At 56.9% G+C, this 25,417-nt stretch carries 24 protein-coding genes and 1 tRNA gene; 15 read left to right on the forward strand and 10 right to left on the reverse strand.

Annotated features, from left to right (window positions below; genetic code table 11):
• Positions 1-220: 220 nt before the first annotated feature.
• Complete coding sequence (locus tag ACR0NF_RS07650) at positions 221-1,144, reverse strand: LysR family transcriptional regulator (protein ID WP_480667212.1); 924 nt, start codon at positions 1,142-1,144, stop codon at positions 221-223.
• 60 nt (positions 1,145-1,204) lie between these two features.
• Here ACR0NF_RS07650 and ACR0NF_RS07655 point away from each other — a divergent pair, with 60 nt between their 5' ends.
• Positions 1,205-2,515 carry an aminotransferase class I/II-fold pyridoxal phosphate-dependent enzyme gene (locus ACR0NF_RS07655; RefSeq protein ID WP_480778017.1) on the forward strand — a complete coding sequence of 437 codons (1,311 nt, stop codon included), beginning with the start codon at positions 1,205-1,207 and terminating at the stop codon, positions 2,513-2,515.
• Positions 2,516-2,575: 60 nt separating this feature from the next.
• Here ACR0NF_RS07655 and ACR0NF_RS07660 read toward each other — a convergent pair whose 3' ends face one another.
• Positions 2,576-3,166 carry a TetR/AcrR family transcriptional regulator C-terminal domain-containing protein gene (locus ACR0NF_RS07660; RefSeq protein WP_480667214.1) on the reverse strand — a complete coding sequence of 197 codons (591 nt, stop codon included), beginning with the start codon at positions 3,164-3,166 and terminating at the stop codon, positions 2,576-2,578.
• Positions 3,167-3,281: 115 nt separating this feature from the next.
• On the opposite strand from ACR0NF_RS07660, the gene ACR0NF_RS07665 reads away from it, so the two are divergent.
• The gene (locus tag ACR0NF_RS07665) at positions 3,282-4,052 is read left to right on the forward strand and encodes an alpha/beta hydrolase (protein ID WP_480778018.1); all 771 of its coding nucleotides are present in this window, start codon (positions 3,282-3,284) and stop codon (positions 4,050-4,052) included.
• Between the two features lie 334 nt (positions 4,053-4,386).
• Positions 4,387-5,322 (forward strand): SDR family NAD(P)-dependent oxidoreductase, encoded by a 936-nt coding sequence (locus tag ACR0NF_RS07670; protein ID WP_480667216.1) that lies wholly within the window; start codon positions 4,387-4,389, stop codon positions 5,320-5,322.
• Positions 5,323-5,388: 66 nt separating this feature from the next.
• Here the strand turns inward: ACR0NF_RS07670 and ACR0NF_RS07675 are convergent, their stop codons facing one another.
• Positions 5,389-5,982 carry a TetR/AcrR family transcriptional regulator gene (locus tag ACR0NF_RS07675; protein ID WP_480667217.1) on the reverse strand — a complete coding sequence of 198 codons (594 nt, stop codon included), beginning with the start codon at positions 5,980-5,982 and terminating at the stop codon, positions 5,389-5,391.
• Positions 5,983-6,086: 104 nt separating this feature from the next.
• Between ACR0NF_RS07675 and ACR0NF_RS07680 the strand changes: the two genes are divergently transcribed.
• Entirely contained in the window at positions 6,087-6,659 is a 573-nt protein-coding gene (locus tag ACR0NF_RS07680; protein ID WP_480778019.1) for a nuclear transport factor 2 family protein, read from the forward strand.
• 60 nt (positions 6,660-6,719) lie between these two features.
• On the opposite strand, the gene ACR0NF_RS07685 is transcribed toward ACR0NF_RS07680, so the two are convergent.
• Positions 6,720-7,634, reverse strand: a complete 915-nt coding sequence (locus tag ACR0NF_RS07685; protein ID WP_480778020.1) for an alpha/beta hydrolase — start codon at positions 7,632-7,634, stop codon at positions 6,720-6,722.
• A gap of 130 nt (positions 7,635-7,764) precedes the next feature.
• Here ACR0NF_RS07685 and ACR0NF_RS07690 point away from each other — a divergent pair, with 130 nt between their 5' ends.
• Positions 7,765-8,361 (forward strand): TetR/AcrR family transcriptional regulator, encoded by a 597-nt coding sequence (locus ACR0NF_RS07690; RefSeq protein WP_480778021.1) that lies wholly within the window; start codon positions 7,765-7,767, stop codon positions 8,359-8,361.
• 459 nt (positions 8,362-8,820) lie between these two features.
• Here ACR0NF_RS07690 and ACR0NF_RS07695 read toward each other — a convergent pair whose 3' ends face one another.
• Positions 8,821-9,525: an SDR family NAD(P)-dependent oxidoreductase gene (locus tag ACR0NF_RS07695; RefSeq protein ID WP_480667221.1), complete on the reverse strand. Its 705-nt coding sequence runs from the start codon at positions 9,523-9,525 to the stop codon at positions 8,821-8,823.
• 315 nt (positions 9,526-9,840) lie between these two features.
• Positions 9,841-9,930, reverse strand: a tRNA-Ser gene (locus ACR0NF_RS07700).
• A 453-nt stretch (positions 9,931-10,383) separates the two neighbouring features.
• Here ACR0NF_RS07700 and ACR0NF_RS07705 point away from each other — a divergent pair.
• Together ACR0NF_RS07705 and ACR0NF_RS07710 are read left to right on the forward strand one after the other, a co-directional pair.
• On the forward strand, positions 10,384-11,196 hold the full coding sequence (locus tag ACR0NF_RS07705) for a FecR family protein (protein WP_480561570.1): 813 nt from the start codon (positions 10,384-10,386) through the stop codon (positions 11,194-11,196).
• A gap of 48 nt (positions 11,197-11,244) precedes the next feature.
• Positions 11,245-13,485: a CHASE2 domain-containing protein gene (locus ACR0NF_RS07710; RefSeq protein WP_480471009.1), complete on the forward strand. Its 2,241-nt coding sequence runs from the start codon at positions 11,245-11,247 to the stop codon at positions 13,483-13,485.
• A 209-nt stretch (positions 13,486-13,694) separates the two neighbouring features.
• Here ACR0NF_RS07710 and hemC read toward each other — a convergent pair whose 3' ends face one another.
• Complete coding sequence (hemC, locus tag ACR0NF_RS07715; protein WP_480778022.1) at positions 13,695-14,651, reverse strand: hydroxymethylbilane synthase; 957 nt, start codon at positions 14,649-14,651, stop codon at positions 13,695-13,697.
• Between the two features lie 107 nt (positions 14,652-14,758).
• Between hemC and hemE the strand changes: the two genes are divergently transcribed.
• Positions 14,759-15,793, forward strand: a complete 1,035-nt coding sequence (gene hemE / locus ACR0NF_RS07720) for a uroporphyrinogen decarboxylase (protein WP_480471007.1) — start codon at positions 14,759-14,761, stop codon at positions 15,791-15,793.
• Between the two features lie 57 nt (positions 15,794-15,850).
• Here the strand turns inward: hemE and ACR0NF_RS07725 are convergent, their stop codons facing one another.
• Positions 15,851-16,945 carry a CaiB/BaiF CoA transferase family protein gene (locus tag ACR0NF_RS07725; RefSeq protein WP_480471006.1) on the reverse strand — a complete coding sequence of 365 codons (1,095 nt, stop codon included), beginning with the start codon at positions 16,943-16,945 and terminating at the stop codon, positions 15,851-15,853.
• 138 nt (positions 16,946-17,083) lie between these two features.
• Between ACR0NF_RS07725 and ACR0NF_RS07730 the strand changes: the two genes are divergently transcribed.
• The 7 genes from ACR0NF_RS07730 to uvrC all read left to right on the forward strand — a co-directional run bounded on the left by ACR0NF_RS07730 (position 17,084) and on the right by uvrC (position 24,377).
• Positions 17,084-17,599, forward strand: coding sequence for an SRPBCC family protein (locus tag ACR0NF_RS07730; RefSeq protein ID WP_480667226.1), 516 nt, complete (start codon positions 17,084-17,086; stop codon positions 17,597-17,599).
• Between the two features lie 91 nt (positions 17,600-17,690).
• Entirely contained in the window at positions 17,691-18,620 is a 930-nt protein-coding gene (locus ACR0NF_RS07735) for an ABC transporter ATP-binding protein (protein WP_480471004.1), read from the forward strand.
• Positions 18,617-19,378, forward strand: a complete 762-nt coding sequence (locus ACR0NF_RS07740) for an ABC transporter permease (RefSeq protein WP_480778023.1) — start codon at positions 18,617-18,619, stop codon at positions 19,376-19,378. Before ACR0NF_RS07735 ends, ACR0NF_RS07740 begins: the two co-directional genes overlap by 4 nt.
• 104 nt (positions 19,379-19,482) lie before the next feature.
• Positions 19,483-20,280 carry a S49 family peptidase gene (locus ACR0NF_RS07745; protein WP_480778024.1) on the forward strand — a complete coding sequence of 266 codons (798 nt, stop codon included), beginning with the start codon at positions 19,483-19,485 and terminating at the stop codon, positions 20,278-20,280.
• Between the two features lie 168 nt (positions 20,281-20,448).
• A complete protein-coding gene (locus ACR0NF_RS07750; RefSeq protein ID WP_480659175.1) occupies positions 20,449-21,411 on the forward strand; it encodes a calcium/sodium antiporter in 963 nt (320 codons plus the stop codon).
• Positions 21,412-21,432: 21 nt separating this feature from the next.
• Positions 21,433-22,212, forward strand: coding sequence for an SDR family oxidoreductase (locus tag ACR0NF_RS07755; RefSeq protein WP_480778025.1), 780 nt, complete (start codon positions 21,433-21,435; stop codon positions 22,210-22,212).
• Positions 22,213-22,502: 290 nt separating this feature from the next.
• A complete protein-coding gene (gene uvrC, locus ACR0NF_RS07760) occupies positions 22,503-24,377 on the forward strand; it encodes an excinuclease ABC subunit UvrC (protein ID WP_480778026.1) in 1,875 nt (624 codons plus the stop codon).
• Here the strand turns inward: uvrC and ACR0NF_RS07765 are convergent.
• Both ACR0NF_RS07765 and ACR0NF_RS07770 read right to left on the reverse strand, forming a co-directional pair.
• Positions 24,374-25,258 carry a DMT family transporter gene (locus tag ACR0NF_RS07765; RefSeq protein ID WP_480470998.1) on the reverse strand — a complete coding sequence of 295 codons (885 nt, stop codon included), beginning with the start codon at positions 25,256-25,258 and terminating at the stop codon, positions 24,374-24,376. The two genes, uvrC and ACR0NF_RS07765, sit on opposite strands and share 4 nt — an antisense overlap.
• Positions 25,255-25,401 (reverse strand): hypothetical protein, encoded by a 147-nt coding sequence (locus ACR0NF_RS07770; protein ID WP_480470997.1) that lies wholly within the window; start codon positions 25,399-25,401, stop codon positions 25,255-25,257. Before ACR0NF_RS07770 ends, ACR0NF_RS07765 begins: the two co-directional genes overlap by 4 nt.
• Positions 25,402-25,417 lie beyond the last annotated feature (16 nt).

A 25,417-nucleotide genomic window follows, 5' to 3' on the forward strand; every position in this document is an offset into this window, starting at 1 on the left:
AAAATGTGCCCGTCAAGGCGGCGCTTATGAAATCAATGACTTGTAGCTTACGGGTTGCTCAGAACCGAGAGGCCCGATCTTCCCAGGTTCAGTGCTTGGTTATTCAGTTTTGCTCTGCACTAACGTTCAAGCTTGTAACAAAATGTCGAAGATGCTGAGCCAGCATTCCATACCGGCTTCAAGACCAAAGTACACACACATGCTATCACCAAATATCTCATCAGTCGGGCTGCGGTTCTTCTTCTTGAAGCAAGTTAACGACTTCATCGATCGCGGGATGTCGTCTCGATTTATGCGGAAGTTCCAGAGCCAGCACCTGGCCAGTTTCGATGCTTTCCTGTGAAACTTTCATAAGGTGCCCGGATCGAAGCGCCTGCTCAACCAGGCAACCATGCCCCATGAGCACGCCCGCGCCAGACTTCGCTTCTTCTAGGGCAAGGGCGTAGAGCGAATATCGCGGTCCCCTCGTCGGCTCACCAACTGAAACACCTGTCGCCTCTGACCAATTTGACCAGTCTTCATGCCACGTCTGATCGTGCAACAGCTGTGCAGACACGAGATCTAGCCCGGCTGACAGATTCGGTGAGCAAACAGGGAGAATTCTGTCTTTCGCCAGCACGATCTGATCCGGGGTTCCACTCGGATCAGAAAAGAACACGGAAAGATCAATTAGCTCTCGCGACAGGCTTGGGGGTTTCTCCATCGCAGTCACTGAGACGCGCAGGTCGGGGCGTTTTTCGCGCAGTTTGCCCAGTCGCGCTGGTAACCACAGCTGCGCTATCGAGGGCAGGGCGGCTATGTGGAAATCCGGGTTAGGCGCCAGATTGCGCAGGCTTTGTGTTGCCGCCGCTAGAAGATCGAAGGCCTCCGTGAACTCTTTCGTCAGCGTCCTCCCTGAGGATGACAACGAGATGCCATGGGCATTTCGTTCGAAAAGCGCAGTTCCGGCCCAAGCCTCCAAGGCCTTGATGTGCTGAGAGACTGCGCCAGCTGTAACGCCCAATTCCTCGGCGGCGGAAACGAAGCTTTCCAGCCTTGCGGCTGCCTCGAAGGCACGCAATGCATTGAGAGGTGGGCCCTTGGGGCGACGGGGTGCAACAGCCACTAATACCAGCCTTAGTTTTTCTAAGCCGAGAAATAGCAAAACTGGTTTGCTTTGTCATGCGATCTGTCCAATCTGGACAAAGCAAAGGAGGGAATTGCGATGACCATAGAAACGAGAAACTGGGTCCCTGCGGACTGTGAAGCCCTTGTCCAGAAGATCGCGACCGACACGTCACGCACCTCTTCCCGGGAACTGCTGGAGCGTATCGAGCATTTGGCGGACCGAAACCGGGAGATCCACGAGCAAGAGTGCTTTAACCTCAATCCCGCGACCAATGTGATGAACCCACGAGCCGAAGCGCTGCTGTCTTCGGGCATTGGGTCTCGGCCCTCGCTTGGGTATCCCGGCGACAAGTACGAAATGGGTCTGGAAGCCATCGAAGAGATCGAGGTCATCGCGGCAGAGCTTTGCGCGGAAGTCTTCGATGCGAAGTTCGCTGAAATCCGTGTGCCATCTGGTGCGATTGCCAATCTCTATGGCTTCATGGCCACCTGCAAAGCGGGTGATACGATCATTGCTCCGCCTGCATCGATCGGCGGGCACGTCACACATCACATCGCGGGATGCGCCGGGTTGTTTGGTTTGCGTACAGTGGATGCACCAACAGATGCTGATGGCTATACTGTCGACCTCGACGCGCTGCGCACGCTTGCGCAAAAGGAGCGTCCCAAGCTGATTACTGTTGGTGGCAGCCTCAATCTTTTTGAGCACCCGGTAAAAGAAGTGCGCGCTATTGCAGATGAAGTCGGCGCCAAGGTTATGTTTGACGCCGCGCATCAATGCGGGGTCATCGCGGGCAAAGCCTGGCGCAATCCGTTGGCCGAAGGGGCGCACTTTATGACCATGAGCACGTATAAGAGCCTAGGTGGCCCTGCGGGTGGTCTAATCGTTACAAATGATGCTGAGATTGCAAAGGCCCTGGACGCCATTGCCTTCCCGGGCATGACAGCAAATTTCGATGCGGCGAAGTCGGCTGCTCTTGCCGTAACGATGCTGGACTGGCGCGACTATGGGCAGGACTACGCCGCCGAGTTGATCGCTATGTCCCGAACGTTGGCGCAAAGCCTCGATGCCCAAGGCGTTCCCGTGTTCGCAGGGCGCGAGGGCTTTACCGCGTCTCACCAGTTCGCTGTTCTGGCAGAACGGTTTGGCGGCGGACAAACTGCATCCAAGACCCTGCGCAACGCCGGGTTCCTGGCGTGTGGCATTGGCTTGCCTGCACCGGAAGTTGCAGGTGACATGAATGGCTTGCGCCTCGGCACTCCCGAGTTGGTGAGATGGGGCATGACGTCTGATCACGCCGACAGACTAGCTTCTCTGATTGCGCGGGGATTGAAGGGTGAAACTATCGCCGCCGAGGTGACGGACTGGCGACGCAGTTTTTCGAGTGTGCACTTTGTTAACCTTTAGAATTGCAGAAATTTTCCGCCAAGGCCGGCTCTGCAGAAAGGCGAGCTTCTCTGGAACACTCTATCGTTGCGCCCCATAGTGGGACAGGAACATTGCCACGCATTCATGCATGATGCCGTTGGTCTCCTGTTTCTCACCCAGCAGGAATTCAGGCCAGTAGAAGAAATTCTTGACCAGAGCCAGGAGCTGGCCGGTGGCGAATGCGGGGTCGGCCTTGCGTAGCACTCCGGCCTCCATCGCTTGGGCGATCAGCTGGGTCATCGGGTAGTCATGCGCCGCGTTCTCGGCAAAGAAGGCGCGAGAGCGATCGAGGTCACGCAGGAATTCCGAGATAACCATGCGGTTCAATCCCATGGCGACCGGGTCGGTGATCACACCAACGAAACGCTCTAGCGCCTCGGTCAGCTGTTCGTCCAGCGGTCGCGAGGGGTCATAGTCGACAGGCGCCATCACTTGATTGCGCGCGATCATGATCTGGGTGATCTCGTCGAACAGCGCCTCTTTCGTTTCGAAATGATTATAGAGCGTGCGACTCGATACCCCCGCTCGTTTGGCGATGCTGGTGGTCTTTGCAGCCAGAAACCCGTTCTCACGGAATTCCTCGATCGCCGCTTCTACAATATCTTTTCGTTTTTTTTCAGTCAGTTTCACGTCAGATCATCCTTCTTCGCCGCAAAATGTAAATTTTACTGTTTACAAATCACCTGCTTTCTCTAAATGTAAACACAGAAGTTTACAAAGCAACCCCGAAACCGAGGCTCAAACAATGACCTTCACCGCCGGAAAAAACGAAATCACCTTCAAGTCCTTTGGCGTCGATTTGGCCGCCGATCTCTATCTTCCTGAAGATTTCGACCCGTCCAAAAAGTACAAAGCCATCGTGGGCGCGAGCCCCTTTCCACAGGTCAAAGACCAGATCCCGGCGACCTATGGCCCGGAAATGGCCTCACGCGGCTTCATCTATCTGGGCTTCGACTATCTGGGTATGGGCTCGTCCCCGGCGCTTCCCGGAGAGCACAAGCAGTCGCGCTATATGTTCCGCCTGATCGAAAATACATGGGACGCGGTGTCTTATCTGGGCACGCTGCCGTTCGTGGAAGAAATCTACGGTCTGGGCGTGTGCCAAGGCGGTTCGATCATCGCATCCGCCGCCGTGACCGATCACCGGATCAAGAAGATCGCCATGGTGTCCGGCATGATGGCGGCGGATGCGTTCCAATGGACCGACCGCGATATGGCCAACCAGCAGATCGCCGCCGCGAATGCGTCGAAGCAGAAAATCTATGAAACCGGCGAGCCCGACTATGTCGCCCCATTCCTTCTGAACGACGACATGAGTCGCGAAGAGTTTATCGAAGTGGGTGGCAACCCGATGGTTGGCGAGAGCTATGACTATTATGGGCGCGATGGGGTCAAAGGCCCGGTTGCTGTTCCAACCTTCACCAACATGCATATTGGCGATCAGGGAATGCAGTCCTTGATTTCTATCGGGGAAGCTTATGCAGACAAGATCGTTCAGCCGTCGTTGACCATCTAGAGCAGTTCGGCCTTCACTGCGATCTGTTCGACGGCGTTTGTCGAGAAGCTGACCAATGAGCATGAAGAGCTGGCATTTGACGAGTTCAGCCATGTGGATTTCTACTACAAGCCCGAGGCAGTGAAAGCGTCGACCGACGCCGTGGCCGAGTTCTTCAACAAGTAGGGCGTCTGAGAGGCTTTGACCCCGGGCAGCCTCACCATTGAAAGCACAGGCAAATGACCAATTCGAACCTCTTCAGCGTCAAGGGCTGGAGTCCCGAGCGTGCCGGCGACCTGACTGGAACCAGCTGATTGTTCCAGAAACAGAAGATCATCGCATAAGGAGACCCCTCATGACATTCGACAGAAACTCCACCACCACAGATGTCCTTCAAGGCATTGACCTGACAGGAAAAGCGGTACTGATCACCGGCGGCTCGACCGGTTTGGGCGCGGAAACCGCTCGGGCGCTGGCCGCCCAAAGTGCCGATGTGACGATCGTCGCCCGCTCGCCCGAGAAACTGGCCCGCGTGGCCGATACCATCAAAGCCGAGACCGGACGCGAGGTCGAAACGGCTTCGCTGGAGCTAGACAAGCCAAATACGATCCGCGCCTTTGCAGAGGGATGGTTGGCCAAGCATGACACGCTGGACATCCTAATTAATAATGCAGGGATCATGGCTACGCCTCTGGCGCGGACCGTCGAGGGGTGGGAAAGCCAGTTTGCCACCAACCATTTGGGTCACTTCCTGCTGACCAACCTTCTGGGTAATGCGATCAAAGCCTCCGGGTCTGCGCGGGTCGTGAACTTGTCTTCGGCAGGTCACTGGATTTCAACCGTCGATCTGGATGACCCGAATTACGAGAGCCGTGATTACGATGCCATGCAGGCCTACGGACAATCAAAGACGGCAAACATCTGGATGGCCACTGAACTGGCCCGCCGTTGGGCTGATGATGGTGTGACAGCCTTTGCCGTCCACCCCGGCGGCATTCAGACCGAACTCGCCCGCAATCTGGATGCCGGTCTTGAGGAGCGGTTTGAACAGATGTTCAAGGATATGCCTGACCTGTGGAAAACCATCCCTCAAGGCGCGGCGACCTCGTGCTGGGCGGCGACCAGCCCCGATCTGAATGGCAAAACCGGTCTTTATCTTGAGGACTGTCATATATCCGAGCCGGGCGGCGAAGACTTCGCAGTCGGAGGCTATGTCCCGCATGCCTATGACGCCGAAGGTGCAGGGAAGCTCTGGGATCTTTCGAACAAATTGTTGGGCACTGACTTCTAAACAAACGGGGGTGCTGAAGCGCCCCGTTTCCTGTTGGAACGGTGGAACGAACCCTTCGACCGCTGATTATCGCGAATTAGGCTTGTAATGGGTCAGAAACATCTGGATGCAATCCGCCATGACGCCCTCGGTGTTCTGCTTCTGCCCAAGCATGAGCTCGGGTGCGTAAAAGAAATCTCGGATCAGGCCGATGAGCTGGCGCGCGGCATAGCGTGGGTCGGCCGGTCGCAGAGCGCCGGCCTCCATCGCTTCTGAAATAAGCTGGCTGATCGGATCCTGAAATGTTGCTAGCTGTGCGTAGTAATCCCGTGATCGATCCAAATCGATCAGCATTTCGGCTGTAACCATTCGCGTCAACGAAATGGTTTCAGGTTCAGTCAGAGCTTCAACATATCGTTCAAGGGTCTCGGCAAGCTGATCGGCCAGATTACGATCAGGATCGAACGGTACTTTTTCCACCGCTGCTTTCTGTTCGATCATGACCTTTGAAATTTCATCCAGCAGCGCGTCTTTGGTTTCGAAATGATTGTAGAGCGTGCGTGACGAAACACTTGCGCGTTTCGCGATTCGGCTGGTCTTGGCCCCACGAAACCCGTGTTCCTGGAACTCTTCAATCGCCGCTGCGACAATATCTTTTCTTTTCTTTTCAGTCAGTTTCACATGAATCACCTTCAAAAGTAAACTAACAGTTTACATATTCTGCCACTTTCCTCTAAAAGTAAGTTGTAAGTTTACTTTCGTCTACCCCTCGCAAGGAGACAAATATGAAAACCGCCCTCAATTCCGTCGCCATCGCCGCCTCAATTGCCATCGCATCCCTTACCCCCGCGATCGGAGAAGAAATGAAAACCCTGGGAACACCCATTACGGCCGAGAACATCGTGGATGTTCTGGAAATTCAACGCGTCACTGCTAGCCTGACCAATGCCGCCGACAGTCAACATTGGGATGTGGTTCGCGACATCCTGGCGGATGAAGTGGACACTACTATCGGCGAGACCGAGCCTGGTGTGTCCAGCGTGAAAACCTCGGACGAGATCGCAACCCGCTGGGCCGGTTTCTTCGAAAGTGCCGACCGGTTCGTCATGCACCATGTCACATCAAACGAGCGCATCTTTTTCGATGACACAGACAACGCCACCGTGTTCAGCAAAGGCGTGATCGTGGTCGAGAACACGCCAGCCGGTGCCTATGCCGAAAGCGGTGGAATGCTTCGCGGCTCCCGTTGGGTCAGCTACGAGTTTGGTCTGAACCGGACCGACGAAGGCTGGAAAGTGATCAAGGTTTTGGTGAGCTACCACGTGCAGGAGTGGGATTCGTTCGAAGCGCCCAAGTAACCGCGCTCTAAAGCAAAGTGTCTCCCGTCCGGTTATCTAGGCGGGGAACGCTGTTCTGGTTCAGCTCATATGATCGTCAAAAAAGGCGACCATGGTTTCCGGGTTCTCGCCGAAATAGTTATAGCCATCGAACCGGGCTGTGGTGCCTTCAACCCAGAACAGTTTCTTGTCCTCGGATCCCAACAGGTCGAAGGTGGTCTGCACGTCCTCGGGTCGTGTCCACAGATCTTCGCGCACTTGGATCACATAAGTCGGCACATTGACGTTAGCCGCGAAGTGATGCGGGGTCATGCGGGCCATCGGGAAGGCGCCCAGCCGCTGTTGTTCTTGATCGACAAGATCAATGAAATCCCCGATGCCTTGCAGTTTGCCGATCTCTTCCGACGCTGTGCGCGAGGAACAGGGTTGTGGGCAGACGAAGGCGCGCACGTCCTCGAACAGGTCGGGGCGCCTGGTCATTGCAACCATTGCCGAATTACCGCCGTTGCAGGGATTGAACAGGCCGATCTTCATGTGTTTCAGCTTTTCGTGGTTCTGCACATAGACCTGCGCCCCCGCCACGTCGCGCCATTCGAACAACCCGTAGGCCGCGATCCCGGCATTGGCCGCGCCGCTGTGGCCGTGGTTTCGCATGTCATAGGTCAGCACATTGTAACCAGCGTCATGCAGCGCCTTATAGACCTTGTTGAATTCAACATTCACTGGGGCGAACTGCGACCAAGGCTCCAGATGGCCGGGGAAGCCATAGCGGCTGAAAGTCAGCGGGTGGTTGCAGATGATCAGCTTGTCACTGCCTTCGGCGGGGATGAACCATGCTTCAAGCGGCACACCATCCAGCGCGGGGAAGAAGACGTCTTCGTATTCCATGCCGTAATCGGCAGGCGTTTTCAAAACCGGCGTGCGGTTGATGATCGTGTTGCCTTGGGCCATGCCCTGGATGATGGCCATTTGTTCGGCAGTGGGTTGATTGGTCATGTTGATTTCTCCTTCGGGGGATGGGTTTGGGATCTATCAATGTGTAAACGATATCGTTTACCTAGCGCATACAAATACCAATGTAAACGTTTCCGTTTACATTTTCTGATACGCGACCTAGAACACCTGTATGCAAACGAAAAAAGACGACATTCTAACCGCCGCATTAGAAGTTTTTCAGGAAGAGGGATTGAAGGGCGCCCGCATGGAGCGGATCGCCGAGGTGGCATCTGTATCTAAGCGTACGCTCTACAAATATTTCGACAGCAAAGAGGCCCTATTTGAAGCGATCAGTTCGATGACTCTTAGGGTTCTGTCAGACATGGAGATTCCGGGCCACCAGCCATCTGCCCCGTTGGCTCCGCAACTGACAGCGGCGCTGAGGGCTTATATGTGCCAAACCATGACGCCGACCTTTCTGACTGGTTCGCGCGTGTTGCAGTCCGAGTTCATGCGCAACCTTGAGGCCGCGCAACGGTTCAACACAGCCTATGGCGAGGTGGACGCACCTCTGACCCGGTTTGTCGCACAGGCAATGGAGGCCGGGCAACTGGCGAAAACCGACGCAGATGCTGCCACCGCGCGGTTGCTTGCCCTGTACAAAAGTATGATCCTGATCCCGGCGATCCTGAACAGCGTGGGCACGCGGGAGAAAGAGGATATCGAAAGCGTAGCCCAGGAAAGCGTGCAGATGTTCATGATGAGATACGCAAACTCGGCAATCTGAGCCAAGTTCGTGAAACCTTTACCCAACTCGCTTTTGTTTCACTCCTGGTTCGCATTCGGCGAGCCGGATCTTCCGTGCGAAAATAGTGAATGACGGCAAAGGGCCGTGAAGCGCTAGTTACCGGTGTTTGGCTGAAGGTCGGGTAAGTTGCACGTTGTTTAAGCATACACGACTTCAGATATTGCGCTCACAGCGAGTGCCCTTTTCAATAATAAGTTGCTTTGCCTCTTACCTAGGTAGCATAAGGGAAGGCACTTAGGGCGTACTCGTACAGCAGGGGTGAAACCCCACTAGCCCCGATTATATTCACCCCAGGTATTCGGATAACCCAGGGAATGCGGTAGGGATGATTTAAGGGGTAACTTGGGGCACAGCCCGTATGGCGATGGTTATAACCTCAGACGCTAGATGGTGTATGGGCACTATAATCCGCTAAGCAGCCAGTTGAGGCCCGTATCTTTACCACTTCTCGCCGAATGGCCGAATATCGAGTTCGAAGGTCCAAGCGGATTTGTCCTGGTGCGCAAGCATCAACGCCGTTTCTGCAATGTGCTGGGGGTCGATAAAGAACTCGTCGGACTCGCGTGGAGCGAAGTTCGTTCGGGTGTCTTCCGTGTCGATCACGCCGTCGATGACCAAATATGCAACGTGTATACCCCTCGGACCCAGTTGCTTGGCAAGCGCGTTCGCCAGTGTGCGTTGTGCCGACTTCGAGGGGGCGAATGCTGTTGTCCAGAGGTTCCCCCGGAGCGCTGCAGTGGCACCAGATATGATTATTACACCTGAGCCGCGTTCGGACATTTGAGGTCCCAAAGCCTTGGCGGCAGCGAAGAGACCCAGCGCTCCAACACGCCAACTTTGTTCGAACTGGAGTTCTGAAACATCATCCAGAGCTCCAAACTGGGCGAGGTCAGCGTTGTAAATTACGACGTCGATGGGACCAAGATCGCTTTGAACGGATGTCAGAGCGCTCTTGAGACTATCGGGGTCGCCCGCGTCGCATCTGTAGGCTCGAACCGATGTATTGGTCGCTTCAGCTCCTTTAAACATTGCACCCGATCTGCTTAGCAGACCAAGACTGTATCCAGCTTGATTAAAGGAATCGGCGTAAGCTGTGCCGAGGCCTGGACCAAAGCCGATGATTGCACACACCTTTCCTCCCATGACGCAATTCTCCTCAAAGCTTGTCGAGTGCGAGCAATCATATCACGAACTGGCCTTGCCACATAGCGAACGGCAGCATCGTCCGCATAGCTAGTGTCCAAGGCTCCAAAACACTGCGTCATTGATTAAAGATCCGCTTCCTGTGTCTCGCCGCTGTCACCGAGGTCTAGTGCAGCACTGGCAGCGAAGTTCTACCGATTCACGTTACGCATGTTCGTCTCACTTGACGATACGTGGGGTGAACGTGTGGGGTTTGCCCTTGCCGCTTTTGTTTAAGTATCTGTTTTATATTGGCAATCTGGTGGTCTGGATCGATGGCGGAGACGAAGGGATTCGAACCCTCGAGACGGTTTCCCGCCTACTCCCTTAGCAGGGGAGCGCCTTCGACCACTCGGCCACGTCTCCGTTGGCCGGTATATCCTTGGCAGTTAACCGGATACAAGGCGATTTTCCATGCCTGGCGTAATTTTCTGAAGATCAAGGGGCAAATCCATCAGAACATGTCCGCTGCATCGACAGAAAGGCCCAGTCTGAAGGTGTCCGAAAGGTGGGTCGTGAAGTGAAAGCTTGCCAAATTCCACGTCTTTAGCGCATATTTGCTTAGATTTAATGCATCGCAAGACAATTTTGGTTTAGCGTACTGAGGTGACAGATATCGGGCGCGGGGTGAGTGTAATCCCCGATGGGTACCTTTTGGGGGAAGGGGACTTGGGTTTGGCTTGGTTGAAGTTGTTATTTGTTTTCATAGTCCTACTTGCGATACCGGCGCCGGTGATTGCGTCAATCGGAAAAGTTCTGAGTGTAAAGCCCGGTGCCGAGATAACTCGCTCCGGCAAGAAAATTCGCCTGCGTGAGGGTATGGATTTAGTGTCGGGGGACACGATCTCGACCAACCGGACGGGCGTTGTTCAGCTGTTGTTTGTCGATGAGACCAAGATTGCGGTGGGTCCGAATGCGCAGATGATTTTAGATGTCTCCATGCTGCGGGGGAATCGTAAGGCCAAGAATTTTACGGTTCAGGCGCTTGGGGGCAGTTTCCGGTTCATCTCGGGCAAAAGCCGCAAGCGGGCCTATTCGATCAAAACGCCGTCGGCCACGATGGCGGTGCGCGGCACTACTTTCGATATGTGGATCACTTCACAACAGCAGAGTGCGATGTTGGTACTCGAGGGGACCGTGCAGATGTGCGGGCGGCGTGGATCGTGTCGGTCGGCAAGTCGGCAATGCAGTATGTTCGCGACCAATTCAGGCGGACAGGTCGGACGACCTGCCGATCAGGCGCAATACGACAAGGCGCTAAAAGGCGGTTTTCCGTTTGTCAGATCTCAGCAGAACTTGTTGCCATCCTTTCAGTTCCGTGCCGAAGGCTGTTCTGACCGAACGGCGAGCGTACCACAAGTTGAACCGTTGCGACCGGACCGGAACCCTGCGGCGCCCCGTGAAGAGGCAACCCGCAGAGAGGTACAGTCGCGCACAGAAGCTCCGGCTCGTCAAAGCGGAGACAATCCCGGGGCGCGGTCGAGCGTAGGCTCGGGCACTTCGTCCGGCGCAGGTGTGAGCTCGGGGGGCGGTTTGAATGTCTCGGCTGATCCTTCCGGAGGCAGCGCTGCCGGATCAGGCGCGCAAGCCACGGCCACTGCAGGTGACGTGACCGCGACTGCGGGATGGTAGGCTAGATCAAGATTTGAGTTCTTTTCCCCCTGCGCCAGGGAGGCGACCGTGGCGGGTAAGATTAAAGACAGAATTGGGCGACGATTGGGATTTAGGCTGGTAGGCCTGGCACTGATCCTGTTGGGTTGCTTCATAAGAGTTCTGGACCCCTATCCCGTGCGCATGTCGCGCTTGATCTACTTCGACATTCTTCAGCGCATTACACCGAGGGAATACAACCCCGAACTGCCGGTTCGGGTTCTGGATATAGACGAGCAATCGCTGGCAAGCTGGGGGCAATGGCCTTGGCCACGCACCTTATTGGCGCAGATGGTCCAGAACCTCGGGGAAAACGGCGCGGCGGCAATTGCCTTTGATATGTTGTTTGTCGAGCCCGATAGATATTCGCCTGCGCGTTTGCTCAATGATCCGGCGCTTGATGGGGTTTTGACCATCGAGAGTCATGCGCAAAAGCTTGATTATGATGTCTTGTTCGGGTTGGAGGTCGCTCACTGGCCGGTCGTGATGGGCACCGCCGCACGAACGTCTCAGGAAGGAAGCAAAGTACGCGCGAAAGCCGGTATCGTCGAGATCGGTGAAAACCCGACGGCGGGCTTGGTCTCGGTGCCTTACTGGACGCCAATTGCCCCGCCGCTGGACCGCAGTGCGGCCGGAATCGGTGGCGTCAATGTCTCACCCATCGGCGGAATGGGGGTCGTGCGGCGGGTTCCGGCACTGTGGGGCGGACCGGATGGAGCGTTGCCGGGTTTGGGCATCGAAGCTCTGAGGATTGCTCTGGATGCGCCCTATATTCTGGTCGAGGGTTCTTCGGACGAGGAGGGGATCGTCCTTGCGATCGAGATCGGGGAATTTCGATTGCCAACAACCGAAAATGGCGAGGTTTGGGTCAGGTACAGGCGAGATCAGCCAGATTTGTACCTGTCAGCCGACGCAATCATGCAGAACCCGGATGACCCCGCGCTGCGTTCGGAAATCGAGGGCCGCATTATTCTGGTAGGCACATCCGCCGCGGGTCTGTTTGATATGCACCAAACCCCGTTGGGTGAATCGGTGCCGGGCGTGTCGATCCATGCGCAGATACTTGAACAGATACTGGCAGGTGAGATGCTCAGCAGATCGGATGTTACCTCTGCCCTTGAGCTGTTATCCTTTATTCTGCTGGGCCTCATCGTCATCGGAGTAATGTCCAGTTTCGGTGCGGTAGCCTCATTCATAGCCGGCGGCGTCGCGGCGGCGGTAGTGATCGCGATCAGTTGGCTGGCGTTCTACAACCAATCCGTTCTGTTTGACGCCACATTCCCGCTGGCCGGGGGGATGGCGAATTTCGGATTGCTGGCGGGATACTTGTTCGCCTCGACCGAGCGCGAGAAGCGCGTGATCAGACAGACATTCTCGCACTATGTGGCGCCAGAGATTCTGGATGAAATGGAGGCCAACGGTCATCAATTGCAGCTGGGTGGTGAATCGCAGGAGATCACCGTGATGTTCTCGGACATCCGCGGATTTACCCCTCTGTCCGAGTCGGTTTCGGCCACCGATCTCGTGGCTTTGCTGAACGAGTTGTTCTCGAAAATCGGCGACCAGATTCTGGATGAACGCGGCACAATCGACAAATTCATAGGTGACGCGGTGATGGCGTTTTGGAATGCGCCTCTACCGGTCGAAGATCACCCTTGTCGCGCCGCCTGGGCGGCACTGAAAATGCGCGCGGCATTGCGGGGGTTTAATGCCTCACCCATCATGCGAGGCCGTCCGGAAATCGCTTTGGCTACGGGATGCGCAACGGGATCGGCATGTGTTGGCAATATCGGATCGCGCAGCCGTTTCAACTATACGGTGATAGGCGATGTAGTGAATGTTGCGGCCAGAATCGAACAGAATTGCCGCCACGTGGATTACGATATCCTTGTGTCCCAGAGCGTACAGCAGGTAGCGCGATCCGATCTGGCGCTGTTGGAAGCAGGGTATGTCGACCTGAAGGGCAAAAGCGAACCCGAACCGGTTTTTGTTCTGGTTGGTGATAAGGCGCTGGCCGAGACTGAAGAGTTTGTAGCTCTGACGCGGGCTCATGATCGATTATTGACTGCCATACGCGAGCGTGCGCCTCAGCTTGCTATCGCAGATCTGTGTGACGGTTGCGCCGCTTTGGCACCAAGTGTTGAACCCGGCCTTGTAGGCTTCTATCGGTCTTTGCTTGGTCGCACGGTGGATTTCCGGGCCGAGCCGCAGGCTGAACTGGTAGTGTTCAGTCACCACAGCGCTGCGGGGCAGCTCGCCGAACAAAAATGAAAACGGGACGCAGTTGGATATCAACCGCGCCCCGCTTCAATCGGACAGAAAGACCAATCTCGCCCCCTCGAATACTATCTAAAACAATACGGGCTAAAACTTTCGATATATTCGAGACTGACCTTCTATCCTCATCGGAATGAACTCATACTGCACCACCATTGCGCGAGCGACAGTGAAGCAGTTCACATTAACGAGAAATTCTTAAATTAACGCCAGTCGAAGAACCCGGGGCCAGCCTGTTTCAACAAGGATTCGGCCATGGCGCGGCCCAGTTCGTGCCCGTTTTCGACGGGGCTTGTGGCTTCTTCGCTGATCGATTCGGACCCATCGGGGCGCAGCACTTCGCCGCGCAGGTGCAACTGGCCGTCCCGGACTTCCGCCAACCCGGCAATCGGAGTTTCGCAGGACCCATCCAGCCCCGCAAGAAGGCTGCGCTCTGCCGCGAGGCGCTGACTGGTTTCGATATCGTGGATGGCTTCCAACATCTGACCGGCGCGACTGTCGTCGCTGCGCCGTTCGATCCCGATGGTGCCTTGCGCAATAGCAGGTAGCATGTCCTCAGGCGCAATCGCGGTGGCCGGGACCTCGGACATTTGCAACCGACGCAATCCGGCCATCGCCAGAAATGTGCAATCCGCAACGCCATCGGCCAGTTTCTTCAACCGGGTCTGCACATTACCGCGGAACTCGACCACCTTCAGATCGGGGCGTCGGTTCAGCAACTGTGCCCGGCGTCGCAACGATGAGGTGCCGACCACAGCGCCTTGCGGCAGATCGTGGATTGAACTTAGGCTCGGTGAGATAAAGGCATCGCGCACATCTTCGCGCGGCAGGAAAGTATCCAACACCAGCCCTTCGGGTTGTTCCACCGGCATGTCTTTGGTCGAATGAACTGCGATATCGATTTCACGCTTCAACATCGCTTCTTCGATTTCCTTGGTGAAGAGGCCCTTGTTGCCGATCTCTTTCAGCGGGCGGTCCGCATCAATCATGGCGCGGTTATCGCCTGTGGTTTTGATCACCACGATCTCGAAAGCCTCTTCAGGCAGATCAAAAGCTTTTCCCAGGCGCGCGCGCGTTTCATAGGCTTGCGCCAGCGCGAGAGGCGATCCACGGGTGCCGATTTTCAGTGGCGATGCGGGGGTTGGCAATGTCAAAGTCATGGCCACAGCTTTAGTCGCGTCACATTGCCCTGACAATGGGGGCAGAGCTTGACAAATTGCCACTGAGGCCCGACGCGTGGCGGCAGACCAAAAGATTGGGGGCAGGTATGGCCGAGACAAAGAAACTGCTACGAGCACTGGCGGGAGAAGTTCAGGACGTTCCGCCGATTTGGATGATGCGCCAGGCGGGGCGCTATCTGCCCGAGTATCGCGCCACCCGCGCGCAGGCCGGTGATTTCCTGTCACTCTGCTATAATCCGGAACTGGCGGCAGAAGTCACCTTGCAGCCAATCCGCCGGTATGGGTTTGATGCAGCGATTCTGTTTGCCGATATTCTGCTGGTTCCGCAGGCCCTGGGTGCTGACCTGTGGTTCGTCACCGGCGAAGGTCCGCGTCTGTCCACGATCACGCAGCAAACGGATTTTGATGCGCTGAAGCCAGTCGAGGACATTCATGAAACCCTTTCGCCGGTTTATGAGACGGTTCGTATCTTGTCGCGGGAATTGCCGTCCGAGACGACTCTGATCGGATTCGCGGGCGCGCCGTGGACTGTGGCCACCTATATGATTGCAGGGCGCGGAACGCCGGATCAGGGCCCTGCCCATGCGTTGCGTGAGGAAAACACGGCATTGTTCGAGGCCCTGCTGGATCGGATCACAGCGGCGACGATCGAGTATCTGTCTGCTCAAATCGAAGCAGGCGCTGAGGTGGTGAAGATCTTCGACAGCTGGGCCGGATCGCTGAAAGGTGAGGCGTTTCAGAAATACGCGGTTGAGCCCTGTCGTGAAATCACGCAGGCGATCAAAGCGCGCCACCCGGGCATTCCTGTGATCGGCTTCCCACGCGAAGCAGGCGATGGCTATGTAGGTTTCGCCAAGGCCACCGGTGTGGATTGCGTGGCACTGGACAATTCTGTTTCGCCAGATTGGGCGGCTGAGCATGTGCAGGTCGATGGCTGCGTACAGGGAAACCTTGCCTCGTCCCATATGGTGACAGGTGGGCCGGCGCTGGTGGACGAGACGCGCCGGATTGTCGAGGCGTTTTCGAAGGGCCCGCATATTTTCAATCTGGGGCACGGGATAACGCCGGATGCGGATCCTGAGAATGTTCAGTTGATGATTGATACGGTGCGCGGGCGATAAGCGGGTGAGGGGGCCAGCCCCCTCTTGGCCTGCAGCCAATTCACCCCCGGGATATTTTTAGCCAGATGAAGCGGGCGGGAGGTCGTTCAGAACGTCCTGCGTATGCTCTCCGCGTTTGGGACTTGGTTTGGGGTGCCAATGATGGGTCGAGAACCGCGGAGCGGCGGCGGCCTGTCTCGTGCCGTCGGGGTCGATCCATGTTTGGCGCGCGGTGTTCATCGGATGGACCAGCGCTTCTTCAGGTGACAAGACGGGGGCTACGCACGCGTCGCTGCCTTGAAACAGGTCTGCCCAATGGTCGCGGGGTTTTGTGGCGAAGAGGTCTGTGAGGCGTTCTGTTAGGCGGGGCCAGGCGCGGCGGTCGTATTGTTTCGCAAACTCAGCGTCTTCAGAGAGGCCGAGTTGTTCGAGAAAGCAGGCGTAGAATTTGGGCTCCAGGCATTGTACCGAAATGTGCCCGCCGTCAGCGCATGTGTAGACGCGGCTCCAGTGGGGGCCGTCCAGCAAGCTTTGGCCACGTGTGTCCGAGATGTTTCCAGTTTGCCGCAAGCTCATCAGCAGGTTCATCATATGGGCCGAGCCGTCATAGATTGCGGCATCGACCACTGTACCGATGCCGGCGTTTTTTGCGTTGATCAAACCGGCCAACAAACCGGCCACCAGATACATGGCTCCGCCTCCGATATCGCCAACCAGCGTGGCGGGCGTCTGGGGTGGTTGATCTGGCTGGGATGCGTACCAAAGCGCCCCTGACAGGGCGATATAGTTCAGATCGTGGCCTGCGGTCTTGGACAGGGGCCCGTCTTGCCCCCAGCCTGTCATCCGGCCATAGACCAGTGCTGGGTTGAGGTGATGGCAAGGTTCAGGGCCGAGCCCAAGCTTCTCCATCACGCCGGGGCGGAAACCTTCGATCAGCGCGTCAGCGGTGGCGATCAGGTGTTTTGCGGTGTTCAAGTCCTCCTGATCCTTGAGGTCCAGCGCGATGGACCGTTTGCCACGATCCAAGAGGGAGCATTCGGGCATGCCGGGGGTGATTGCACCACCTTTGCGGTGAATGGTGATCACATCAGCCCCCATATCTGCCAGCGTCATGGCGGCGAACGGGGCGGGGCCGAGCCCTTCGAATTCGATGATACGCAAACCTGCCAGCATGGTGTCCTCCTGCGCGACAGGGTTTCGTCATGGGATATCAAATGCAAGCGGAGAATGCGCCGGGCCGTTGCAAATGGGTTGCTTGCGTCGTCGTTTCAGGGCTAGGTCGGTCGTAGTATTGTAAGAGAGGATTGCCAGATGCAGCTTAACGACACGCGTGAGATTCAAGCTCCGCCTGCCGCTGTTTACAGTGCCTTGCTGGACCCCGAAGTGCTGAAAGCCTGCATCGGTGGCGCGCAAGAGATCACCGGCAATCCGACAGACGGTTATCAGGCCACCGTTGTGCAAAAGGTCGGCCCGGTGAAGGCGACCTTCAAGGGTACAGTCACCATGTCCGATATGGTCGAGCCTGAGCGCTTGACTATCGCAGGCGAGGGCAAAGGCGGTGCGGCGGGCTTTGCCAAAGGCAGCGCCCAAGTGACGCTGGCGGCCAACGACGCGGGCGGAACTGCTTTGACATATGAGGTCGAGGCGAAAGTGGGGGGCAAGCTGGCGCAGCTGGGCAGCCGTCTGATCGATGGGTTTGCCAAAAAGATGGCCGATCAGTTCTTTGCCAATCTGCAAGCCCATTTCGATGATCCTGAACCAGAAGGCGACGCGTCGGAAGAGGAAGCTAAGCCGGGTTGGCTGGGGCGTTTGACGGGCCGCGACTAATCTCTGCGCTGGCGCGCAGGGCTCTGTGCGTGATGGGGCTGTTCCCTGTTGATCTGGCGCGATAGGTTGTAGGGCCAGAACGAGGGACCGCATGACAACCATTCTATCCATCCGGGATTTGCGCAAATCCTATGCCGATGGCTTTGAAGCGCTGAAAGGCGTGACGCTGGACATCGAAGAAGGCGAGATCCTGGCACTGCTGGGACCGAACGGCGCGGGTAAGACCACACTGATTTCGACCGTGTGCGGGATTACCACGCCGACTTCTGGGTCGGTGACGGTGGGCGGCCATGACATTCAGACGGATTTCCGAGCGGCGCGCAAGATGATCGGTCTGGTACCGCAGGAAATCGCATTGGAGCCGTTCGAAAAGGTCTGGAACACCGTTCGGTTCTCGCGCGGCCTATTCGGCCACGGGCGCGATAACGCGCGGATCGAAGAAATTCTGCGCAAGCTGTCGCTGTGGGACAAGCGGCGCAATGCGATCAAGGAGTTGTCGGGCGGCATGAAACGCCGGGTGCTGATCGCCAAGGCGCTGGCGCATGAGCCGCGCGTGCTGTTTCTGGATGAGCCCACCGCCGGCGTGGATGTCGAGCTGCGCAAGGATATGTGGGAGATCGTGGCCGAGCTGAAGCAGGCTGGCGTTACCATCATTCTGACCACCCACTACATCGAAGAAGCCGAGGCGATTGCCGACCGCGTCGGCGTCATCGACAAGGGTGAGCTTCTGCTGGTGCAGGACAAGGACACCCTTATGGCGCAGATGGGCAAGAAGCAGATCGAAGTGATGCTGACCGACCCGATCCCAGCCATTCCCGACAGCCTCTCGGAACATCAGCTGACGCTGAACGGCGAGGGGGACGTGCTGATCTACACCTATGACACTAACGCAGAACGCACGGGTATCACCACGCTGCTGAACGATGTGGCGCAGGCCGGGCTGGTGCTGCGCGATGTGCAGACACGGCAGTCGAGCCTTGAAGAGATCTTCGTCAATCTTGTCTCGGGAGAGCCCGCATGAGCTGGTCCGCCATTGCCGCCATCTATCGGTTCGAAATGGCCCGGTTCTTCCGCACTCTGGCGCAGAGCTTTCTGTCGCCGGTCCTGTCCACCTCGCTCTATTTCGTGGTCTTTGGGACCGCTATCGGTAGTCGTATCCAGGAGGTCGAGGGCGTATCCTATGGTGCCTTCATTGTGCCGGGGCTGATTATGCTGTCGGTGGTGATGTTGGCGATCTCGAACGCGTCGTTCGGTATCTACTTCCCGAAATTTCTGGGCACGATCTATGAACTGCTGTCTGCGCCGATCAATTTCATCGAGATCGTTATCGGCTATGTCGGCGCAGCGGCGACCAAGGCGCTGTTTGTCGGCGTGGTGATTCTGATCACGGCCACATTCTTCGTTGAGATACGAATCGAGCATCCGTTGGCGATGGTGGCCTTTCTGGTTCTGACCTGCCTCAGCTTTTCCCTTCTGGGGTTCATCGTCGGCATCTGGGCCAGCAATTTCGAACAGATGTCGCTGATCCCGCAGCTGGTCGTTACGCCTTTGATCTTCCTCGGAGGGACGTTTTATTCCATCTCAATGCTGCCACCTGTCTGGCAGACGATCACGTTGTTCAATCCTGTCGTTTACCTGATTTCTGGCTTCCGCTGGTCCTTCTACGGTATCGCGGATGTCCCGATATTCTGGAGCCTGTTGGCTATTCTCGGCTTTACCGGATTGTGTCTGGCGGTGATCGGCTGGATCTTCAAAACCGGTTGGCGTATCCGCAGCTAGTGCGTTGCATTTTTGCCGATTGGGTGTGTGAAATTGGTTCACGTCGCGTTTATGGCCCTTTGGGTCTCTTGTTAACGGGCCGAGCGCGCTCTACATCGGCTTCCATGAAGTTGAGCGTGCCGTTCCTGAAAAAACAGCCTGTCGTGGCCGTGGTCCGTCTGTCTGGCGCTATCGGAGTGGCTGGGCGTGGATCGATGAATGCCACCTCGCTTGCGCCGGTTCTGGAAAAAGCTTTTCGCAAAGGCAAGCCCGCGGCAGTCGCGCTTGAGGTCAACTCGCCTGGTGGATCACCGGTTCAAAGCTCGCTGATCGGGGCGCGTATCCGGCGTCTTGCGGATGAGCTAAACATTCCCGTCTATGCTTTTGTCGAAGATGTCGCCGCCTCTGGAGGCTATTGGCTGGCCGCCGCTGCGGATGAGATTTATGCCGACGATAGCTCGGTTCTGGGGTCGATCGGTGTGATTTCATCGGGGTTCGGCGCGCATGTCTTTCTGGCGCGTCAGGGGTTTGAGCGGCGCGTCCATACGGCGGGCCAATCAAAGTCGATGCTCGATCCGTTTGCCCCGGAGAAGAAAGAGGACGTCGCGCGGCTGAAGCGGCTATTGGATGACATCCACGAGAACTTCATCACGCATGTAAAGTCCCGCCGAGGGGGCAAGCTGGATGAAAATCAGGATTTGTTTACCGGCGAAGTGTGGTTGGCCCGGCGGGCGCAGGAATTGGGTCTGATCGACGGCATTGGTCATCTCAAGCCCAAGATGCAGGACCGTTTTGGTGAAAAGGTTAAATTCCGCCGTTACGGGTTGAAGAAACCAATTTGGTCGCGCTTTGGGGCCCGGATGGCACAGGACGCCATCGCCGGGCTAGAGGAGCGGGCGGCCTACGCGCGTTTCGGTCTGTAAAGTGATCATCAAGGCCGTTACCCTGTTCCTGGTCGGTATGGCCGTCTTGGCGATGTTCGGGAAGCTGCGCTTTCCCGGTCAAAAGCGTTTGAACTCGGCCAAATGTACGCGATGCGGAAGATTCAGAATCGGCAAAGGCCCCTGTGCCTGTGAAAAAGGAGGCCGTTCATGACAGCATGGCTGTTATCCGGCCTCGGCCTGCTGATCCTGCTGCTGGCAGGCGACGCGCTGGTGCGCGGTGCCGTTAACCTCAGCCTGCGTCTGGGGGTGCCCGCGCTGATCGTCAGCCTGACCATCGTGGCTTTCGGGACATCTGCCCCCGAACTGTTGATTGCCATCAGCGCGATCAAGGAAAACGCGCCCGGAATTGCGCTCGGCAACGTAGTCGGGTCGAATACGGCGAATATTCTGCTGGTTCTTGGTGTGCCTGCCCTGTTGGCCACCTTGCACACAAGCGAATGTGACAGCCGCAAGAACTATGTCTTCATGCTGCTGGCATCGGTTCTGTTCATTGGGCTGGCTTTCTGTGGTGTGTTTAACCTGTTCAGCGGGGCAATATTGCTTGCCGCGCTGGCACTGGTTCTCTGGAACGCCTTCCGCGAGGCGCGTGCCCACCGCAAAGCCTGTGGAGAAGCCTGCGCCGATGACGATGATTTGGATGGCCTGGAAGAGGCCGACCCCGACATGCCCTATTGGAAGATTTCCATTTATCTGGTGCTGGGGCTGATCGGCTTGCCCATGGGGGCGCATCTGCTGGTCGACAACGCGACGGTAATCGCCCGCACCTACGGTGTAAGCGAAACCGTGATCGGACTGACGCTGATCGCGGTCGGGACATCCCTGCCCGAGCTTGCGACCACAGTGATGGCGGCATTGCGCAGACAGGCTGATGTGGCGCTTGGCAATGTGATCGGGTCGAACATGTTCAACCTGCTCGCCATTGTCGGCATCGCCACCTTGTTTGGCCGCATTCCTGTCGACCCGGAGTTTCTGGAATTTGATCTGTGGGTCATGCTGGGCGCATCCCTGCTGCTTATCCCTTTTGTGTTCTTCAAGAAGGACATCACGCGTGGTTGGGGAATGTTGTTGACAGTTCTGTATGCGGTCTATGTCATCTCTCTGTTGGCGTAACTGGACAGGAAGAGACGTTTCATGCCCCAAGCTTTGGTGACCGGTGCTGGAATTCGCCTGGGCCGTGCGATGGCCCTCTACCTGGCAAAGCGCGGGTATGATGTGGCTGTGCATTACGCGACCTCGGAGCAACCAGCACAAGAGGTCGTTGCTGAAATCAAGGCGCTGGGCCGATCCGCCATTGCGCTGCAGGCTGACTTACTGGACGAAGGAAATGTCACGTCTCTGGTGCCGTGTGCGGCCGAGGCGCTTGGCGGTCCGATAACATGCCTGGTGAACAACGCCTCGATTTTCGAATACGACAACATCCATACCGCCACCCGCCAAAGCTGGGACCGGCACATGGACAGCAATCTGCGCGCGCCCTTCGTGCTGACGCAGGCGATGGCGGAACAGGAGCTGTTGCCCGAAATCGACGATGCTGGTGAACCGGTCGCGACCGGCTTGATCGTTAATATGGTCGATATGCGTGTGCGCAAGCTGACGCCCGAGTTCATGTCATACACCATTGCCAAGATGGGTTTGTGGGCGTTGACCCGTACTTCTGCGCAGGCTCTGGCACCCGCAATCCGCGTCAATGCGATCGGGCCGGGGCCGACGATACAGGGGCACCGCCAAAGCGAAGGCCATTTCAAGGCGCAACGCATGAACACGGTTTTGGAGCGTGGGGCGAATCCGTCCGATATTACCGCAGCCCTCGGCTATTTCCTGGATGCCCACACGGTCACCGGGCAGCTGTTGTGCGTGGATGGCGGGCAACATCTCGGCTGGCAAACCCCGGACGTTTTGGGCGTAGAATAAGTAATTTCGGTGCAAGTTTTGCACCGCTCTCAATCCCGTTACGAATACGTTACAAAAATGTCTTGTTTTTCATACACTTGTCCCATGAATGAAAAAGTATATAATAAATACAAATGCTTACATAAGTGCCTATTTTTTGTGCAAATCAAAGAATCCTTAATGAAACAAGGGAAATTCGAGACAGCCCAAAACTTATCTGCACAGTTATCCACAGAAACCGTGGATTTGTTTTCTCTTGATCATTGGCTCACAAGATTGCAGCCATGGCCACAGAATCATATCTCTGGCTCATGACCTCTCACTCCGACTCGACCTCTGATGTTCAGAAGACCGGCTACGCCTGTATTCAGCGCTATGTGAAAACGCTGGACAGCTCGCCGGGCGTGTACCGGATGTTGGATGGGGACAGTCGGGTTCTGTATGTGGGCAAGGCGCGGAACTTAAAAGCGCGGGTTTCAAACTATACCCGACCGGGACATTCCGGGCGGATCGAGAAGATGATCGCCGCGACGGCCTCGATGATGTTCCTGACCACCCGGACCGAAACCGAGGCGCTGCTGCTAGAGCAGAATCTGATCAAGCAGCTCAAGCCCAAATACAACGTGCTGCTGCGAGACGATAAGAGTTTTCCGAACATTCTGGTTGCCAAGGATCATGCCTTTCCGCAGATCAAAAAGCATCGCGGGGCGAAGAAAGAGAAGGGTGCCTATTTCGGCCCTTTCGCCAGCGCAGGAGCCGTGAACCGGACGCTAAACCAGCTGCAAAAAGCGTTTCTGCTGCGCAACTGTTCGGATTCCATGTTCGACAGCCGCACCCGGCCCTGTCTGCTCTATCAGATCAAGCGATGTTCAGGGCCGTGTGTCGGGTTGATTTCTGACGTGGACTACCGTGAAAGCGTCAAAGATGCAGAACGGTTCCTTTCGGGCCGGTCAACCAAGGTGCAGGAAGAGTTGGCCGAGCAGATGATGGCCGCTTCTGAGGCGATGGAATTCGAACGCGCCGCCGGTCTGCGCGACCGAATTCGGGCGCTGACGCAGGTACAGACCTCGCAAGGCATCAATCCGCGTGGCGTGACCGAGGCGGACGTGATCGGCCTTTATATGGATAGCGGGCAGGCCTGCGTTCAGGTGTTCTTCATCCGCGCCAACCAGAACTGGGGGAACAAGGATTTCTATCCTCGGGTTGGGGTCGATGTGTCCCCGGCTGAGGTGATGGAGGCCTTCCTCGGTCAGTTCTACGACAATAAGGAACCGCCCCGGCAGTTGATCCTGTCAGACGGGATCGAAAACGCCGATCTGATGCAGGAGGCGCTGACTGAGAAAGCAGGGCGCAAGGTAGAAATCCTGGTGCCCCAGCGCGGAGAAAAACAGGAACTGGTCGCAAGCGCCTTGCGCAACGCAAGGGAATCGCTGGCCCGCCGCATGTCGGAAAGCGCCACGCAAGCCAAGTTGTTGCGCGGGGTGGCCGACGCGTTTGAACTCGACGGCCCGCCGAACCGGATTGAGGTCTACGACAACTCTCACATTCAAGGCACCAACGCGGTGGGTGGCATGATCGTGGCGGGCCCTGAGGGGTTCATGAAAAACGCCTATCGCAAATTCAACATCCGTGGCGATGACCTAACCCCGGGTGACGATTTTGGGATGATGAAAGAGGTGCTGACCCGACGTTTCACCCGCTTGCAGAAAGAGGATCCGGACCGCGACAAGGGCATGTGGCCCGACCTTCTGCTGATCGACGGTGGGGCCGGGCAGGTGAGTGCAGTGCACGAGATCATGGTCGAACATGGCGTCGAAGACATCCCCATGGTCGGCGTCGCCAAAGGTGTGGACCGTGACCACGGTAAAGAAGAATTCCATCGGATCGGTCAGCGCGCTTTTGCACTGCAACGCAACGATCCGGTGCTCTACTTCATCCAACGCCTGCGAGATGAAGCGCACCGATTTGCCATCGGTACTCACCGGGCCAAACGCGCCAAGGCCGTTGGCGCGACGCCGCTGGATGAAATCCCCGGCGTGGGGGCTGCGCGAAAGCGGGCTCTGTTGGCTCATTTCGGCAGTGCGAAGGCTGTCAGTCGGGCTAATCTGGCGGATTTGAAAGCGGTCGAGGGGATCTCAGCCGGATTGGCGCAGAAGGTTTATGACTTCTTCCACGACAAGAGCTAGTCCCGCCGCCCACGCCAGAGGATATAGAGCCCCGAGGCGACGATCAGCGCGCTGCCGATCCACATGGTCTGGTCCAGACGCTCACCAAACATCGCCACACCCAGACCAATCCCGAACAGCAGTCGGGAATATCGGAACGGCGTGACCGATGAAACCTCACCCGTGCGCATCGCCTTCATCAACGAGGCATAGGCCATGACACCCATCAGGGTCGCACCAACCAGATGCAGGCTGACATCTGGCGTCAGAGGTTGCATGGGCGTGCCCTCCCAAAACCGATAGGCCAGCCCCGCGGCCACGATGCAGAGGAAGCCGTAGAATCCCAGAACCTCGGTTCCCAATGAGGCCGGCGCCGCGCGGCTGGCCAAATCCCGCCCGGCAAAGCCGAGCATCCCCAATACGGCAAGGATCGATAGGGCCGAAAAGCTGTCCCCAGTTGGTTGGATGATGATCACCACGCCGATCAGGCCGATCAGAATGGCGCTCCAGCGTCGCCAACCGACACTTTCGCCAAAGAACAGCGCGGCCCCCGCCACGACGACCAGGGGGGTGGCCTGAAGGATGACCGTGGCCGAAGACAGCGGGGTTAGCGCAATGGCCAGCACATAAAACAGCCGTCCCAAGATCTCGAAAACTACGCGGACCTTCATCGGGCGGGACAGGACGTCAGGCTGAAACAGCTTCGTGCCGCGCAGCATGGCGACCACGGCATAAATGACGGCACCCCCTGTGCCAAAAAGAACCAATACCTGCCAGATCGGGATTGCGCCCGACGCACTCTTCAGGAACGCATCCTCGAGCGCGAACAAGGCCATGGCTGCGATCATCCACGCGCTGCCGATCAGGTTTGACAGGGGATCGGTTTGAATATGAGTCGTCATGTTTCGCTCTGCTGGAACTGCGGGCCAATCTGACCGCAAAGCCAGCGCAGGCCAAGCCGTATCTGACCGAGATCTCGCTGTTGCGACCCTTTGGTCAAATGCATCGCAACCGCCTGTGATCGGGCCAGGTTTTCGAATGCCATCTTTTATGTCCCGAAG

The sequence above is a fragment of the Ruegeria sp. CF4 genome, assembly GCF_056537345.1.